Annotated in this window: 16 protein-coding genes; 14 read left to right on the top strand and 2 right to left on the bottom strand. The window is 48.8% G+C overall.

Annotation, left to right across the window (positions count from 1 at the left end):
- Window position 1: 1 nt before the first annotated feature.
- The 8 genes from SHK35_RS03020 (at window position 2) to SHK35_RS02985 (ending at window position 11,119) form a co-directional block, all read left to right on the top strand.
- Window positions 2-1,522 (top strand): serine hydrolase domain-containing protein, encoded by a 1,521-nt coding sequence (locus tag SHK35_RS03020; protein WP_318708514.1) that lies wholly within the window; start codon window positions 2-4, stop codon window positions 1,520-1,522.
- Between the two features lie 21 nt (window positions 1,523-1,543).
- A complete protein-coding gene (locus tag SHK35_RS03015) occupies window positions 1,544-3,091 on the top strand; it encodes a hypothetical protein (protein WP_318708512.1) in 1,548 nt (515 codons plus the stop codon).
- The gene (locus tag SHK35_RS03010; RefSeq protein ID WP_318703831.1) at window positions 3,078-3,926 is read left to right on the top strand and encodes an alpha/beta hydrolase; all 849 of its coding nucleotides are present in this window, start codon (window positions 3,078-3,080) and stop codon (window positions 3,924-3,926) included. Before SHK35_RS03015 ends, SHK35_RS03010 begins: the two co-directional genes overlap by 14 nt.
- Window positions 3,926-4,684: a hypothetical protein gene (locus SHK35_RS03005; protein ID WP_318708510.1), complete on the top strand. Its 759-nt coding sequence runs from the start codon at window positions 3,926-3,928 to the stop codon at window positions 4,682-4,684. The genes SHK35_RS03010 and SHK35_RS03005 overlap by 1 nt, the downstream gene beginning before the upstream one ends.
- Before the next feature lie 110 nt (window positions 4,685-4,794).
- The gene (locus SHK35_RS03000; RefSeq protein WP_318703827.1) at window positions 4,795-6,558 is read left to right on the top strand and encodes an ammonium transporter; all 1,764 of its coding nucleotides are present in this window, start codon (window positions 4,795-4,797) and stop codon (window positions 6,556-6,558) included.
- Window positions 6,559-6,722: 164 nt separating this feature from the next.
- The gene (locus SHK35_RS02995) at window positions 6,723-8,219 is read left to right on the top strand and encodes an alpha-N-arabinofuranosidase (RefSeq protein WP_318708508.1); all 1,497 of its coding nucleotides are present in this window, start codon (window positions 6,723-6,725) and stop codon (window positions 8,217-8,219) included.
- A 191-nt stretch (window positions 8,220-8,410) separates the two neighbouring features.
- Complete coding sequence (locus SHK35_RS02990; protein WP_318708506.1) at window positions 8,411-9,742, top strand: MATE family efflux transporter; 1,332 nt, start codon at window positions 8,411-8,413, stop codon at window positions 9,740-9,742.
- 183 nt (window positions 9,743-9,925) lie between these two features.
- The gene (locus SHK35_RS02985) at window positions 9,926-11,119 is read left to right on the top strand and encodes a serine hydrolase domain-containing protein (RefSeq protein WP_318708504.1); all 1,194 of its coding nucleotides are present in this window, start codon (window positions 9,926-9,928) and stop codon (window positions 11,117-11,119) included.
- 19 nt (window positions 11,120-11,138) lie between these two features.
- Here SHK35_RS02985 and SHK35_RS02980 read toward each other — a convergent pair whose 3' ends face one another.
- Window positions 11,139-11,261 carry a hypothetical protein gene (locus SHK35_RS02980; RefSeq protein ID WP_318708502.1) on the bottom strand — a complete coding sequence of 41 codons (123 nt, stop codon included), beginning with the start codon at window positions 11,259-11,261 and terminating at the stop codon, window positions 11,139-11,141.
- A gap of 23 nt (window positions 11,262-11,284) precedes the next feature.
- A complete protein-coding gene (locus tag SHK35_RS02975; protein WP_318703816.1) occupies window positions 11,285-11,935 on the bottom strand; it encodes a GNAT family N-acetyltransferase in 651 nt (216 codons plus the stop codon).
- A gap of 733 nt (window positions 11,936-12,668) precedes the next feature.
- On the opposite strand from SHK35_RS02975, the gene SHK35_RS02970 reads away from it, so the two are divergent.
- From SHK35_RS02970 to SHK35_RS02945, 6 genes are read left to right on the top strand one after another with little or no spacing between them, the layout of a single operon-like run.
- A complete protein-coding gene (locus SHK35_RS02970) occupies window positions 12,669-13,829 on the top strand; it encodes an ATPase, T2SS/T4P/T4SS family (protein ID WP_318708501.1) in 1,161 nt (386 codons plus the stop codon).
- Between the two features lie 12 nt (window positions 13,830-13,841).
- Window positions 13,842-14,768 carry a type II secretion system F family protein gene (locus SHK35_RS02965; protein ID WP_318708500.1) on the top strand — a complete coding sequence of 309 codons (927 nt, stop codon included), beginning with the start codon at window positions 13,842-13,844 and terminating at the stop codon, window positions 14,766-14,768.
- A gap of 35 nt (window positions 14,769-14,803) precedes the next feature.
- Window positions 14,804-15,643: a type II secretion system F family protein gene (locus SHK35_RS02960; protein ID WP_318703810.1), complete on the top strand. Its 840-nt coding sequence runs from the start codon at window positions 14,804-14,806 to the stop codon at window positions 15,641-15,643.
- A 37-nt stretch (window positions 15,644-15,680) separates the two neighbouring features.
- Window positions 15,681-15,929 carry a hypothetical protein gene (locus SHK35_RS02955; protein WP_318703808.1) on the top strand — a complete coding sequence of 83 codons (249 nt, stop codon included), beginning with the start codon at window positions 15,681-15,683 and terminating at the stop codon, window positions 15,927-15,929.
- A gap of 17 nt (window positions 15,930-15,946) precedes the next feature.
- Window positions 15,947-16,303: a hypothetical protein gene (locus SHK35_RS02950; RefSeq protein ID WP_318708499.1), complete on the top strand. Its 357-nt coding sequence runs from the start codon at window positions 15,947-15,949 to the stop codon at window positions 16,301-16,303.
- Complete coding sequence (locus SHK35_RS02945; RefSeq protein ID WP_318708498.1) at window positions 16,269-16,874, top strand: hypothetical protein; 606 nt, start codon at window positions 16,269-16,271, stop codon at window positions 16,872-16,874. Before SHK35_RS02950 ends, SHK35_RS02945 begins: the two co-directional genes overlap by 35 nt.
- Window positions 16,875-16,882 lie beyond the last annotated feature (8 nt).

Below are 16,882 nucleotides of genomic sequence, written 5' to 3'. Positions count from 1 at the left end.
TATGGACAATCGATTTTTGTTAGAAAGAATCAGCCCGGAGGAGGCGGGAATCTCCAGCAGCCAGGTTGCTTTATGCTTAAAAAGCCTCATGCACGGGCGCACGGAAATGAATGGGTTTATGGCTGCGAGGGACGGGAAGGTTTTTGCCGAAGCATGGTGGAAGCCCTATGGGCCAGAACTGGTGCACAGCAACCATTCCTTTGGAAAAAGCTATACGGCCACAGCCATTGGGATTGCCCTGGGAGAGGGGAAGCTTTCCCTGGATGAAAAAATGACGGATATTTTCGCGGAGGAAATCCGGGAAAGGAAAATTCAGGTTTCGGAGCTTGCAAAAAAGATAACGCTGCGTCATGTATTGTCCATGAGCAGCGGACACGAAAAGCATCCTCCTGTGACGGAGGACTGGATCGGAGATTACTTTAAAACCCCTGTGATCTATGAGCCGGGAACCAGGTTTTTGTATAACTCCTCTGGTTCCTTCCTTTTGGGGGCAGTGATCAAAAAAAAGACAGGGCAGAATCTGAAAGAATATCTGACCCCCAGACTGTTTGACAAAATCGGAATCGATGCAGGGCGGTTTGTGTGGCTTAAGTTTCATAACGGAATTGACGCGGAGCCGGGAACCTTTGCTGCTACAGAGGATAATCTGCGTCTTGCAATGCTTTATTGTAACGGAGGAAGCTGGAAGGGAGAGCAGCTTCTGCCTTCAGAATTTGTGAGGGAGGCTCTGTCCGTACAGATAGAAAACCCCTATGCCCCGGAGCAAAAGGACGGAAGATGCGGGTACGGCTATCAGCTTTGGGCCTGCAGCAGGCCGGGTGTGTACCGCTTTGACGGAGGCCAGGGGCAGTACGGAATTATCTGGCCCGAGAAGGGGGTGGTGGTTTCCATCCACGAGGGAGCCATGATGCCCTATGGCCCCCAGGCCACATTGGATACGGTCTATGAGTGTCTGCTTGACCATATAAAGGACGAGCCCCTTCCCGAAAATAAAGCAGAGTGCCAGAGCCTTTTGGAAATGGAGGAGAAGCTGGCCATTTCTGCGGATGAGGTAAATGTGCCCTCCGTAAAGGAAAATCTTACGGGAAAGTACAGAGTAACCGAAGGAACGCCGGATCCCTGGATGTCCATAGCGCCTCCCGGGGGCGAGGATTTCTTCCGGCTGTTCCGCACTGAATATGAGCAGGGGGGCATGAAGGAATTTGAGCTTGTGGTATGCGATGAGGAGTGCATTTTCACCGTAGACAAAAAGGTAGCGTTTACTGCTTCTTTGGATGGAATCTGGAGAAGGAGGGAAGTTGAGAACGTATTTCCCGGACTGCGTGATTATTGTGCTACGGCCCGCTATATCAATGCCTATACGCTGGAAATTACCATCCACTGGCTTAACAGCTGGGCGGAAACGAAGCTTCGGTTTGAATGGCAGCGGGAGAAAATGTATCTGACTGTGATGAAGCTGAGACTGAATGAAGAGGATAACTGGCTGGTAAGCCACGGGCAGGCTGAAAAGGTCACTGCCTAGGCGCCTCGGAATGGAGGAAAAATGGAACATAATACGGAACATAAAATTTTCATACTGCCCGGCGAGCCCAACGATGCCAACAGGGAATATCTTCCGGAGGCGATCAAGGGAAGTAATATGGTGGTAAATGAAAATGGGAATAATTCCCAGGTGTATCCGCCTGGGTTAAAGGAATACAAAGGCTGTCTGGCTGATGGCGTGGAGGATGTGTGGTATGAATATGTGCCCGCTTCCTATCAGCCCCACAAAAAAACGCCCCTTGTAGTGTCCATGCACGGGGGTCTGATGACGGGCTGGGGGCAGGCGATCTACACCTCCTGGACTCTGGTGGCGGACAGGGAGGGCTTTATCGTGGTGTTCCCCAACGCCCACTCGGGACGTATGTGGATGATCGAGTGCGACCCCGAAAAGGTGGAGCTTATGATAAAGGGAATGCCGGGAGTGCCTCCTGTACCTTTGCCGGAGGGGACTGTGGAGGAATATCACGATGTGAAGGCAGCCGCCGCTTTGATTGCCCTGATGCAGGAAAAATATAATATTGACGAGGGCAGGATTTTTATGCAGGGAATGTCCATGGGAAACGCCATGACCAGCCAGTTTGCCAGATATATGGGACATCTTCTGGCAGGCGCGGCAGGCTCCGGCTGTCCCACCAGTCTGAACCTGCTGTTTGACAAGGAAGGAAACCCCATAAACCGCGGGGGAGCCATGGATATCTGGCAGTCCCGCCTGGAATGGGACAAGGTGCCGCCCCACTATGGAACGGACGATCACGACACGGTTTTGGGAAACTGCAGATATTGGAATCTGGTAAACGGCTGCAGGGGACTTCCCAAAATCAAAATAGAAGGGGAAAACAATTACGCCTTCTGGTCAGGAGAAAAGGCGGATATGGTGCTGCGGGATGTGAGAAACAGAGATCACGGACAGACCTTTGACGATGCACAGTGGGTGTGGGATTATCTGTTTTCCGGCACGAGAAAGGAAAAGGATGGAACCATAGTCCATGAAAGGCCTTTGCTGGAAAGAGAGGGAGATCGTTTTGCCATTGCCGCAGCTTGGGGAAAAAGCAAAGCCTGGGTAAGCGGCAGAGTGGTCGATATGGGGGCGGAGGCAGTAAAATGGCAGAAGCTGAAATACCATGGGCTTAACGGCGATTCCATTGTCCGGGGAGAATATGTATGCGTGCCCCTTTCCTTTGTGGCAGAAATCTTTCAGGCAGAGTATGAGGAGCAGATGGAGGGAACGGTAGTTTATCTGAAAATGCCGGATGGAAAAACCCTTCAGTTTGCAAGGGGCTGTATAGGCTGCGTGATAGACAACAGAGTGGAAAGCATGCTCTGCGAGGCCCTGTACAGAAACGGCAGGCTCTATGTCTCCCTGGAATGGTTCTGTACCAGAGTGTGCGGGCTTAGAAGCTCGTCCTATGATCAGGTCTTGTATGTGACAGACCACGACGCGCAGCTTTCCAGATATATGGCATGGCTGCTGGAGGATATTTTAAAGGACGCGGACCGGCAGGATGACGGTACTAAGGAAAAACAGGAGGGTATTTATGGCGCTGAATAAAATTATTTACTTTTCTGAGCAGCTGAATATGAAAATGGGAGTCAATGTGATCATCCCGGAAAATAAGTGGGGATATTCCCTGGCGGAAAGGCCCATGGATTACAAATATCCAGTGATCTGGCTGCTGTGCGGAGGCGGCTTTGACTATTCGGACTGGCAGCGTTATACGGCAGTGGAGCTGTATGCCGCCCAGGCCGGCGTTGCGGTTGTAATGCCAAGCGCTTATTATTCCGGGTATATGGATACGATTCATGGGGACTATCACTATTTTTCCCAGATTACCAGGGAGCTTCCGCCCTTTTTGCGCAGTCTGTTTCCGCTGTCGGACAAACGGGAGGACAACTTTGTAGCGGGCTTCTCCATGGGGGGATACGGAGCCTTCAAATGGGCCATGCAGCAGCCTCATATGTTTGCCGCCTGCGGCGTCTTTTCGGGACCTGTGGGCATTGTGCCCCGTACGCCCACTGCGCTTAAGGACGATCAGATCGGGCTTAGGGAAAACGATACGGATCCGGCCCCGGAGGGCTTTAAAACCATGCTTGCCGTGTTTGGCTCTGCGAAGGACAGGAGAAATACTCCTGACGACAATTTGTATATGCTGGAGCAGCATCTGAAAAACAAAACAAAGCTGCCCCTGTTTTACATTTCAACGGGACAGGAGGATGCAGTGGCTGTGGACAATTACAAGCACGCAGACACCATGCACGAGATGGGCTTGGATTTTGTGGATATCAGAGACCATGGGAAGCATAACTGGGAGTACTGCAACCGGAAAATCGAAGAATTCATTCACTGGATTCCCCTTAAAAATGTGTTCAGAATGGAGGAAGAGTAATGGCATATATTGAATTGAATGCGTTGTCCGTCTGCCTGTCGGGCACCTTTGAAGCCTGCATATTTGCGCCGGAACCCAGGGACCTTCAGCGGGGGAAGGCCTTTCCGGTTCTATGGTATATTCCTGAGGACGGCGATTCTCCCTATGGAATATTAAAATACGCCAATTTTTTGGAAAAGCTTGCGGTGGAAAAGAAGCGCTTTGTCATAGCGCCCGCAGTCAGCCACGCACTTTGCACAGACATGGTCTGGGGCACCAAAAATGAAACCTTCCTGTCCAAGGAGTGTGTGGAAATTTTCCGCTTTCTGTATCCCTTAAGCACCAAGCCGGAGGAAAATACGGTGATGGGAATCGGCACGGGGGCCTATGGGGCCTGCAAGCTGGCCTTGAACCATCCCGACGTGTTTGGCGCAGGAATCGCCATCGAAGGAGAGCTGGATCTGGCGGCAAAATGTGAAAGACTGCAAAAAGACCGGGAAGAAGGAAAGGAAAGCTTCCCCTTCCAGTCGAGGGCATCTCTGGAAGCCATATTTGGGGACTTAAGCGCAGTGGCTGGCAGCAGAAACGACCTTTTTGCGGCGGCAGGACAATCTGCAGGAAAGCTTACTCTTCTGTGCGGCGAAGCTTCCCCTGTGTACCGGGAAAACGCAAGGCTTGCGGCTGTAAGTCAAAATATCAGCCTGGATGTGACCCAGGACGATGGGAATGGAAGATGCCCTGTGGAAAGGCAGCTTGAGAGATTTTGCAAAAATATTTGAAAAAAACTTGACAAAGTGATTTTGCAGGGGTAAGATTAACGCCATAAGACGAAGATGTCAGAAAAACACATCTTCGTCTTTTTTTATTTTTTTATAGGGAGGTAGTCATTATGGATACTACTATGATCATCGACACATTTTGGGTACTTGTGGCAGCTATCCTGGTATTCTTTATGAATCTCGGATTTGCGGCTGTGGAAGCGGGCTTCGCCCGGGCGAAAAACACGGTAAATATTTTGTCCAAAAACTTTATTGTGTTTGCAGTTTCCTCTCTGGGCTTTCTGCTTTTAGGCTGGGGACTGATGTTCGGCGGGGATCATCCCTTTGTGGGAACCAGTAATCTGTTCATTCTGGGAAGCTCAGACCTTTCGTTTTATGACGACACATTGACGTCGAACGTTCCCTTCTGGGGGAAATTTTTCTTCCAGCTTGTATTCTGCGGAACGGCGGCAACCATCGTGTCCGGCGCGGTGGCTGAAAGAATCAAATATGTTTCTTTCATTATTTTTTCCTTTGTGCTGACGCTGATCATTTATCCCATTGTAGGACACTGGGTATGGGGCGGCGGCTGGCTGGCTCAAATGGGATTTATGGACTTTGCAGGTGACACCGTAGTGCATTCCCTGGGAGGCTGGGGCGCTCTGACAGGCGCTATGATCCTTGGGCCCCGTATCGGAAAATACGGCAAGGACGGAAAGGCCCGGGCAATTCCCGGACACAGCATGTCCCTGGCAGTGATCGGTCTGTTCGTCCTGTGGCTTGGGTGGTTTGGCTTTAATCCTGGTTCTACCATGAGTTTTCAGAATCCTTCGGATGTTATGTACATATTGGTTACCACCAATACTTCTGCCATTGCGGCAGTGCTGACCTCAACCATCACCTCCTGGATCTTTTTAGGCAAACCGGACCTTGGCATGACCATCAACGGCTGTCTGGCAGGTCTTGTGGGAATTACCGGCGGCTGCGCTTATGTAAGTGTACAGAGCTCTTTGATCATTGGAGCCATTGCCGGCGTCTTAGTGGTATTTGCAGTTGTATTCTTTGATAAATTAAAAATTGACGATCCTGTGGGTGCAACCTCCGTTCATCTTTGCTGCGGTATATTCGGCACTATTTGTATCGGATTGTTTGCCCAGGAAGGCGTCACCAGTCTTTCCACCAGAAACGGTTTGTTCTTCGGCGGCGGCTTCGGGCTGCTTGGCACACAGGTTGTAGGAATTCTTGCGGTGGCGGTATTTTCCTTTGTGACCACCTCTCTGGTTTGGCTGGCTTTAAAGAAAACCGTAGGCATCCGCGTATCCCGCGAAGAGGAAATTGCCGGACTGGATATTGGAGAACATGGCAACCTTGCTTATCCTGATTTTGCGCCTGCAGCCAGCGCTTCCATGGATGATGAATTCATGGCTGAGACCAAGGAAGGAACGGCTGTCATAGAGACGGAGGAAGCGGCAGTGGATATATCTGCCGAAAAGGCCGTATCAGAAGCTGTCCCTGTGATTCACAAGGAGCGCCAGGGAGCAAAAATGACAAAGGTTACCATCATTACCAACCAGGCAAAATTCAATCAGCTGGAGACGGCCCTGACAAAGCTTGGCGTTACCGGTCTTACCATTTCCAATGTATTTGGGTACGGTATGCAGAAGGGGCATGAGGCTTCCTTCCGAGGAGCCCCCATAGAGGCACGTCTGCTTCCCAAGGTGAAGGTGGATGTGGTAATCTGTAAAATCCCTACCGATACTGTGGTAAACACGGTGCAGAAGGTGCTCTGCACTGGCAAGGTGGGCGATGGCAAGATTTTCGTCTATGATGTGGAGGATGTTGTGAAGGTTCGTACCAATGAGCACGGTTACGACGCTCTTCAGGACGAGGAATAATTCTGACGTTTTCTTTCATATGAAAAAGATATCCTGGGCTGTCCTGGACGGCGCAGGATATTTTTTATTGTAATTGACATTTGGATTTTTCTGCATTATACTTAAAATATAATTATACAGTGTAATATTAAAGTTTTTACTTAAATAAAAGGAGAAAAAATCTTATGAAAAAGCTGTATGTCAATCCAAATGTAAAGAGAGGACATATCAATCCGGAGCTTCAGGGACATTTTTCCGAGCACCTGGGCCGCTGTATTTATGAGGGGATTTACGTGGGAGAGAAATCCTCCATCCCCAACGTAAACGGCATGAGAACGGATGTGGTGGAGGCCCTTAAGGAGATTAAGGTTCCGGTGCTTCGCTGGCCGGGGGGCTGCTTTGCGGATGAATACCACTGGAAGGACGGTGTGGGGCCCAAGGAAAAGCGCAAAAAAATGATCAATACCCACTGGGGAGGGGTGGTGGAGGACAACAGCTTCGGCACCCACGAATTTATGGAGCTTTGCAGGCAGCTTGGCTGTAAGACCTATGTAAATGGAAACCTGGGCAGCGGAACCGTACAGGAGATGAGCGAATGGGTGGAATATATGACCTTTCACGGGGTCTCTCCCATGGCGGATCTGCGGAAGGAAAATGGACATGAGGAGCCCTGGAGGGTGGACTACTTTGGCGTGGGCAACGAAAACTGGGGCTGCGGCGGCAATATGAGGCCGGAGTATTACGGAGATTTGTACCGCAGATACCAGACCTATGTGAGAAATTATGACCCCAAGGCTCCTATTTACAAGATTGCCTGCGGCGCAAGTGCGGATGATTATCACTGGACGGACAAGGTGCTGGAGACTGTCTTTGACCACGGAACCGGTTTTATGAACGGCATGTCTCTTCACTATTACACCCTCTGCACAGGGGATTGGGGGCACAAGGGTTCAGCCACGGATTTTGACGAAGCAGCGTGGTACCGCACCCTGAAGGCCACCCTGAAGATGGAAACGCTCATCAAACGCCATGGAGCCATTATGGATCAATATGACCCGGACAAAAAAATCGGCATGGTCATTGACGAGTGGGGTACCTGGTTTGATGTGGAGCCAGGCACCAATCCGGGCTTTTTGTACCAGCAAAACACTATGCGGGATGCGCTGGTGGCAGGCATTAATCTGAATCTTTTCAACAAGCACTGCGACCGGGTGAAGATGGCAAATATTGCCCAGATGGTCAATGTGCTCCAGGCAGTGATCCTGACTGAGGGTGAAAAAATGATCAAAACCCCCACCTGGCATGTATTTCATATGTACAAGGCTCATCAGGACGGAGAGCTTGTGGAATCCTCCATCGAAAATGAAACCATCGGCGTGGAGGCAGACAGCATGGTGCCAAAGCTTACGGAATCCGTATCCATGGCGCCAGACGGCAGGCTCCATGTAACTCTCACAAATCTGTCGGTGGATTCCTCCGAGGAAATCCAGGGCATTTTTGCCCAGAGTCCTGTGAAGTCGGTGAAGGGAACGGTGCTCACAAACCACTTTAAGGCCCATAACACCTTTGAGGAGCCGGATGTGGTACATACCCGGGAATTTAAGGAAATTTCTGTAGATGGAAACAAGCTTACCTTTACTCTTCCGGCCTGCAGCGTGCTGCATTTGGAGGTGGAGATTTGACAGGAAGGGAAGGCTGCCCGCTAAAGCGGGCAGCTTTTTACCTTGACTTGGAGCGCAGACAGTGATAAATTAATTCCATGTAAAATAAAAGAAACGTCAATTACCGCCGGGTAACGTCTTATTCATTCCGTCAGGCCTTTGCAGGAATGAAGTAAGACGTTTTATTTTGCGGATTTTGGAGGTATGATTTCATGAAAAAAGAGTATTTGTGTCTGCAGGAATTTATCAAATATTCCTCTCTCAATGTGCTGGGAATGATCGGCTTGTCCTGCTATATTCTGGCGGATACCTTTTTTGTGTCAAAGGCTTTGGGGGCAGATGGCCTGACAGCCTTAAATCTTGCTATCCCTGTTTACAGCTTTATCCATGGCAGCGGTCTTATGATCGGAATGGGAGGCGGCATTAAATATGCCATTGTGAAAAGCCAGAAGGATGCAGACAGAGCAGATCGGATTTTTACCAATGCCGCGGCGCTTATGGTAATCATAGCCGGTATCTTTTTCCTTTTGGGCATTTTTGGCACAGGATTTCTGGTCAGACTTCTGGGGGCGGATGAAGCGGTTTTTGAGATGACGCAAACCTATCTTAAGGTGATATTGCTGTTTGCACCCATGTTTATGACGAACAATCTGCTTTTGTGCTTTATCAGAAACGACGGAGCGCCCCAGCTGTCTATGACGGCCATGATCTGCGGCAGCCTGTCCAATGTGGTTTTGGATTATGTATTTATGTTCCCTCTGGGAATGGGGATTTTTGGGGCGGCCTTTGCCACAGGTCTGGCTCCGGTGATCAGCATTTTAATACTCATGCCCTTTTTCGTAAAGAAGAGAAATCAGTTTCATCTGCGAAAGAGAAGGCTTTCGGCACGGCTTTTTTGCGGCATCTTTTTAAACGGAGTGCCGTCCCTGATCACAGAGGTCTCCTCAGGAATTGTGATGATTGTATTTAATACCCTTTTGCTTGGGCTGGCAGGCAACATCGGGGTTGCCGCCTACAGTGTGATTGCCAATCTCTCCTTGGTGGTGATTTCTATTTATACGGGAATTGCACAGGGAATACAGCCTATTGTCAGCAGCAATTTCGGAAAGGGAAACAGGAAGCATGTGGAGGCGATTCTTCGGTATGCCCTGATTGCAGCGGCAGTGGTGTCTGTCCTTGTTTATGGGGTGGTCTTTTTGGGGGCTGAGGGTATTGTGAGCGTGTTTAACAGTGAGCAGAATGCACAGCTGCAGGAAATTGCAGTCACTGGAATGAGGATTTACTTTACTGCTTGTATATTTGCAGGCTTCAATATTATTGTGGCTGTGTATTTTACCGCAACGGAGCATGTCCTTCCGGCACATATCATTTCCCTTCTGCGTGGTTTTGCTGTTATTATTCCTATGGCGCTTGCGCTGTCGGCGGCGGGTATTTTGGGAGTCTGGTCGGCATTTCCCGCAACGGAGCTTTTGGTGGCCCTGCTTGGAACAGTCATGCTTTTGAAAAGAAAAAAGAGCCATCCATCTGGGGTTTCTGTGTTATAATTCTATGTAACCAGGCGTTTGCGAAACTCGCTCCCTGATATCAGAAATTGGGCATAATAACCAAAATAAGGGTGACTAGCCACTGCTTCGGAACCCGTTTTTGGTTATTATGACCAGATTCGTGACTTTGCCAGCGAGTTTTGCAATTACCTATTCTATGTAACAGACATAAGGAGGAAAGTAATGTTTGATTATAAGGATACCGTGGATGGGCTGATACAAAAGGAGATAGAGGAGGGAAGACTTGCGGGGGCAAGTCTTTTGGTGCGCTGCCGTGACAGAGAGGTTTATTTCAACGCCTACGGACAGGCGGATATGGAAAAGAAAAAACCAATGAGGAGAGATACCATTATCCGGCTTTTTTCCATGACAAAGCCCATTACGGCAGCAGCCGTTATGATTTTGGCCCAAAGAGGGGAACTTGATTTAAAGGACCCGGTGTCCAAGTATCTTCCCTACTTTGCGGGGCAGACGGTCTGGACTCCCCAGGAAAGGGTGCTTCCGGTAAACCGGGAGAACACCATCACCGATCTTTTGAACATGACCTCGGGCATTCCCTATCCTGATTTGTCCCATGTGCCGGGCAGGCGTATGGATACTGTTTTCAAAGAGCTTTGGGAGCGCAGAAAAAGGGGAGAGCGGGTGGATACCCAGGAGTACTTAAGGAGAATTGCGCAGATTCCTCTGTGCTTTCAGCCTGGTGAAAGATGGATGTACGGACTGTCTGCGGATGTGCTGGGCGGCGTGGTGGAAGCGGTCAGCGGGATGACCTACGGCGCGTTTTTGAAAAGAGAGCTGTTTGAGCCGCTGGAAATGCCGGACACAGGCTTTTTGGTTCCGGAAGAAAAGAGGGAACGCTTTGCCCAGATCTATCAGTGGGAGGAAGAGGGAAAAAGGCTTGTGCCCTATGAGGATTCCCACCTGGGAGAATATTACGGGGAGGATACGTCCTTTGAATCCGGCGGCGCAGGACTGGTATCCACGATTGACGATTACAGCCATTTTACGGAAATGATGCTGCACAAAGGGGAATATAACGGAAAACGCATATTGGGAAGAAAGACGGTGGAATTTATGACCAGTGACCGTCTGACCAGAGAACAAAAGTCGGGATTAAACTGGGACAGCACGGCGGGATATGGTTACGGATGCCTGATGCGCATTCTCATAGATCAGGGGGAGGCCGGAACCATAGCGCCCCTTGGAGAATACGGCTGGGATGGCTGGACGGGCAATTATGTAACCATGGACCCGGAGGATGATATGACGCTTATCTTTTTCATGCAAAGATGCGGCTCCGGGTGTACACCCTTGGTGAGAAAGCTGCGGATGGCCACCTTCGGGGCCCTGGAGGAGCTGATGGGCAAAAAGGACTAGAGAGAAAGCAGACTTCTCTCTAGTCCTCTTCCCTATCAAAATCGTCCACGTCTGCGGCGACTGCAGCGGTAACAGAAGCGGCTACAGCGGCGATTACGGCGAAAATGATGATCAACAATCCGCCTGCAAGAATCAAAAACATAGGTCTCCCCCTTTCTTTGAGAGCTATTCCACAAAGGAATTGCTTATGATATAAAATTCCTCCTGGCTGGGAAGGTATTTCTTTTCCAATGCTTCAAAGCCCTGGTCATAGCTTTGCGCTTCCTGTTCATTTATATTCATGACAGGACTTTCCCGGTAAAACCATTTTCTGCCGTCGAAAACGCCTGGAATCAGTTCCTTTACCAGCATTCCCGCAGGATACCTTCCCTGTGGCCATTTGCTGTCCGCAACACAGACGTTAAACTTTTTACAGCTTTGAAATCCCCGGCTCACATAGTTGGCGGGGCTCCCAAAGATGACGATGCTGTCATAACCCATTTCCACGGCCCGCTGAAAGGAATGCTCCATGAGCTGCTTTCCATAGCCCATTCTCTGATATTCGGGCGAGATGGAGACCGGACCAAAGGTAAGGGTTTCTTTTTCTGTACCGCTTTCATCGGTCAGCATTGCCCTTGTATACATGATATTGCCAATCACCTGGCCGTCCATTTCCGCCACAAAATCTAATTCCGGTATGAAATCCTGATGGCTGCGCATGATGTGAACCAGATAATGCTCCGTACATCCCGGCATATAGCGGTTATAGAAAGCCTGCCTTGTGATCTGCTCTACCGTTTCGTAGTCCTCTATTCTTTCATTGCGAATATTCAGCATGACAAATCCTCTTAGCTTTTTTTCTTTTCCTTTATGTGATAATATGATGTTGAGGTCAAAAGGGTTTTCAGTCACAAATCCTCAGAATTGTTTGTCATCTGCAGGAGCAACTTGACTCCGAAGCCGCAAACAATTCTGAGAATTTGTGACAGGGAGACCTTTTGACCCTGACATCATAATATTAATTTAATACAAATATTACGATATGTAAAGGAGGGGAATTGCATGAATTTCATGACCGCGTCTATTTATTTCAGTTATCTGCAGGCCATTATAGAATTGGCTGCCAACATTCTGATTATAGCCTGCGCTATAAGCTATCTGAGAAACAAAAAATAACCCCTTTTTGTTTCACTGGGCGTAATCACCAAAATAAGGGCGACGAGGCACTGCTTTGAAGCCCGTTTTTGGCGATTATGACCAGTTTCGTGACTTTGTCAGCGAGTTTCGCAGTCACCTGCAGGAATTTAAAATACACCTGCAGGAATTTAAAATAGGGGGTTGACAAATAACCCGGTCAGGGTGTAGATTGTAAATCACCAACAAGAATGTTTCCATTCAAATTTTATTTTTTCTTAAGCTGAATCAGCTGATTTTCCAATGTATTTTTTATGAAGCTATACGGCGTTGTACTTTTCCTTTCCGTTTTTGGATGATTGCCGCGAAATGGATTTTTGGGGAACGCCGTCAATATCGCAGAAATGTCCGTTTTGGCGGACGGGGAGGTATCAGAATGAAAACGCAGGATGACGTTTTGCGGCAGCTTCCGGTATCCGGTGACATGGAGGAAAAGCTGCAGGCGCTGGTAAATGATTACACCACCAGAAAGCAGCCGTCCCTGATGCAGATGAAGCGGGGGCTTTTAAGCAAAGAGGATTTTCTGAGGGAGGCCTCGGAACACATAGCGGCCTATTATTCCACGCCGGGAGGCGATAAAGAGCTGCTGGGGCTGTTTGAACAGTATATTTTCGGTTACTCCAGATTGTCGCCGCTGATAGACGACAGTACCATATCGGATATCCGCGTGGTAAGCTTTGATCAGATCCGCATCAAACGAGAGGGAAAACGGCAGGATGCCGGAATCGCATTTCAAAGCCCCAAGGAGTACAGGCAGTTTATTGATTATGTGGCCACCAGAAACCAAGTGAATGTGTCCAATCTCAACGCCATACAAAGGTTTACAGACACGGAAAGCCATCCGGATTTTATTCTGAGATTTACGCTTTCCATGCCTCTTGTAAATACCTGTAAGGAACCCTATCTCTGCATTCGCAAAATTCCAAAAAATTTTCCACAGATGAAAGAATTGATTGAAAAAGATATGCTGGATTTGGAGACGGCGCAGCTTTTGATTCAAAGATTTCGAAAAAGCTCAACCTTAATCTGCGGCGGAAATTCTTCAGGGAAGACCACGCTGTTAAATGCACTGAAGGAGACCCTGCCGGATGATCTGGCGGTGCTTGTGACCCAGCAGGCAGATGAGCTGACCACGAAATTCCACCCGGATATGATGTTTCTCCATTCCCTTCCCGGAACAGGGGAAAGTCAGGTGAGCTATGACTTGAAGCATATCAGCATTGCGGGTTTGACCATGGATGTGGATTTTTTTATCATCGGGGAGGTGAAGGGAGCGGAGGCCCTTTATCTTTTGAATGCAGCCTATACAGGGCAGATATGCGCGGCCACTATTCATGCGCCCTCTGCGGACCGGGCGCCGGATAAGCTGGTGGATTATGCCATGTATGACAGCCGCTATTCCAGAGATGAATTGATGAAGATGCTGGACTGCTTTCAGACGCTGATTTTTATGGAGCACTACAAAGTAATGGAGATTTTTCATTGTAAGGGCTGGGACGAGGAAAAAAGAAAACTAATTTTTGAAAGGATTTTATAACAGGTCATGGGTGTGAGAAGCATTATTTTCGGCTGTATTTTTCTAGGGTTTTACCTGCTTTTCCGGAGGATACGCTGGCTGGAGGAAATCACTGCATTTCTGCAGAAAACGCAAAACGGCATGGAGGAGGCGGCAAGGAAACGAAGCCTGCTAAACAGGCGTAATCTTCTGCAGATACACAAGGAGTATTCCTTTCTGCTCCTGCTGGAGCGCCAGTTAAGCTATGCGGGACTGAACGGACATTTCCCCTTTTACTGCGTAGAAATATGGATTGTCTGCAATGTGACAGTCCTGGCGGGGGTGTTCCTGGCAGGCTTTCTTTTATCCGGGGGCGTGGCAGCAGCGGCGGCCGTGGCTACTGCCTTAGGAGGAGAGTATTTGTTTTTTAAGCTTCGCAGAGCAAGGGCCATGCGGTCCGTAAATGATAATCTCATGAAATTTCTTGATTTTCTAGGTAATTACAGTATCACAGCCGGAGAAGTCACCGGCATTCTCAATCAGGTGAGTAAATATATGGATGAACCCTTAAGAAGTGCGCTGGACCAGTGCTATTATGAGGCACAGATCACGGGAGATGCGGGGCTTGCCCTTTTATCCATGGCGGAAAAAATAGAGCACCCTAAATTTAAGGAGCTTGCCAGGAATCTGGAGATCAGCATCCGATACTGCGCTGATTTTACGGCCCTTGTACAAAGCAGCCGGAAAAATATCAGGGAATATCTTCGGAATGTGGAAGAACAAAAGAGTATGCTGCGGGAAGGAATGTTGAATATGCTGCTTTTGCTTGCCATGTCCGGGGCTGTGCTTCTTATGGCGGACAGCCTGATTGAGGTCTCTGTCTGGGAAATTCTATTTCATACACTGCCAGGCAGAGCAGCCCTTGGAATTCTGGCTGTGGTTGTGCTGCTGTTTCTGGGGAAAATCAACAGGATACATTAAAGAATAAAACGTTTGGAATGGAAAGGAGAAAAACTTTGGGAGAAGCACAGCTGAAAATATGGCTTGCGGTTTTGCCTGCCGCAGCCTCGGTACTTTTGTTTATGCTTTTGATATCACTGCAGGCGGCTTTCCGCCCAAGACGTTTGATTCTGAAGGCATACGAGGAGCTGTCCGGATTTTTAAAGGTCAGGGGACAGGAAATGGCATGGTATCAGACAAGCGGCGCGTGGCTGCAGAAAAACGGAGCTTCCTTTCACTTTGGCAGATGGATGAATCCGGTATGCTTTCTGGCAGTGAGAACGGTGGCGGCCGCCATAGGACTGGGAGCTTTTCTTAGAATTTCATGGGCTGCAGGAGTGCTGGCTGGGGGATTTTTGTTTTTTCTTCCGGGGCTGTTGCTTGTCTGGCAGAACAAAAAGGACAATGAGAGGATGCTTCCTGAGCTGCGGCTGGTTTATAACGCGCTGGAAATTCAAATAAAGGCCGGAGTCTATGTGACTGACGCGCTGGCGGAATGCTATGGAAGTGTTGGAGAGAGGAGACTGCGTCAGGCATTTTTGGACCTTACCGGAGATATTGTGATGAAAGCGGACATATACGAAGCTCTGGAACGGTTTCAGGAAAAATTCGACAACCGTTATGTGGATTCTCTGTGTATCACCGTGCTGCAGGCATTGGAATCGGGGCAGGCTGTGGAGCTTTTGCGTGATATCGGAGAGCAGGTTAAGGATATGGAGACCATGGTATTGGAGCGCAAAAAAGCTTCCCTGGACAGAAGCATGACCTTTTATCAGCTGGGAGTGCTGACTGCGGCGCTGGGGGTGGCTCTCTATGCCTGTGTCATGGATATGTTTGCAGCGGCTGCAGGATTTTAAATGGAGCCGGACAAAAGAAAAAGGAAAGGAAGGTTTTATGATGGAAACTGGAAAAAGGAGACAAATTGCAGTTTATGTAAAAGAAATGCTTTCAAAAGGATGGGAGCGCGTAACGGGAAGAGCCCTTCAAAAGGAGGATGGGATCGACGGAATCCTTGTGACGGTTGGATTGTGCATCATAGCGCTTTTGCTCTGTGTGGTAATGAAGGACAGTCTGAAGGTATTTATAGAGACTATCGTATCGTCCCTGACAACAGAGGCGCAGAATATTCTTACAGGAGTATAGCACAGGAGAAAAATGATATGAAAAAAGAGACGGGGAATATAGGGAATCTTCTCATGACGGGAATCTGTATTCTCGCAATGACCATAGTGATGGCAGTCTATTTGGACTGTACGGAGCTGATCAGACAAAAGGGGCAGGTAAGCCAGCTGGCCAGAAGGTATATTTTGAAAATGGAAACCACAGGCTGTCTGGAGGCCGGAGACCGCGGACGGCTGCTTTTAGAGCTTGAGGAAATAGGGGCAACGCAGATCGACCTGACAGGCACCACGTTAAACCAGGCGCCCTACAGCGCTCCGGTGACTTTGAAAATACAGGGAAAGCTGGGAGGGAAATTTACATTTGAAGAAAAAAGAGTGTCTACCTCCAAAAATTAAAAGCCTGCTGGGAAGAGGTCTGGGAAAAAAGGAAAAAGCACAGGCGGAAGCCGCAGCGGGAGTGTTTTTTGTGGTTTTTCTCAGTATTCTTTTATATTCCTTGCTCCAGATCGAAGTTTACCGGGCGTCAGCTCTCTATCTGGAGGATGCGCTGGCGGCGTCAAATCTGGCATCGGCAATTATTGATATTGAGGAATATGGGAGCACCCAGAATCTGATCATAGGCGATCCCCTTCTTGCTTTTGACAGGTATACCACGGCGTTAAAGGGAAATTTGAATCTGGACGACAGCTGGCAGTGCGAAAATAAGAGAATGATATCCGGCAGGGTGGAGGTTATAGATTATGTGATTTATAACTGTGTAAAGGAAAAGATATATGCCTGCCGCGTGGGAGAGGAGGGGATTTTGGCAAGCTGGGAAGGAACATTGGGACAGGAGAGGGCTCCAAATGGAATTTTAGTGGAATCCACAGGGGTGTACAGTGAAATCACATTTCCGGTGGAAGGAATTTTGGGAGTGTGTACCCAGGCCAGAAAAGGGAAGCTTGTGGATATTGTCGCAAATGATTGAGAAGGGAG

The organism is Candidatus Acetatifactor stercoripullorum (genome assembly GCF_944382095.1).
Classification (GTDB): domain Bacteria; phylum Bacillota; class Clostridia; order Lachnospirales; family Lachnospiraceae; genus Acetatifactor; species Acetatifactor stercoripullorum.
The sequence above is the reverse complement of the archived record's forward strand: the minus strand, read 5'-3'. Positions and strand labels throughout refer to the sequence as shown.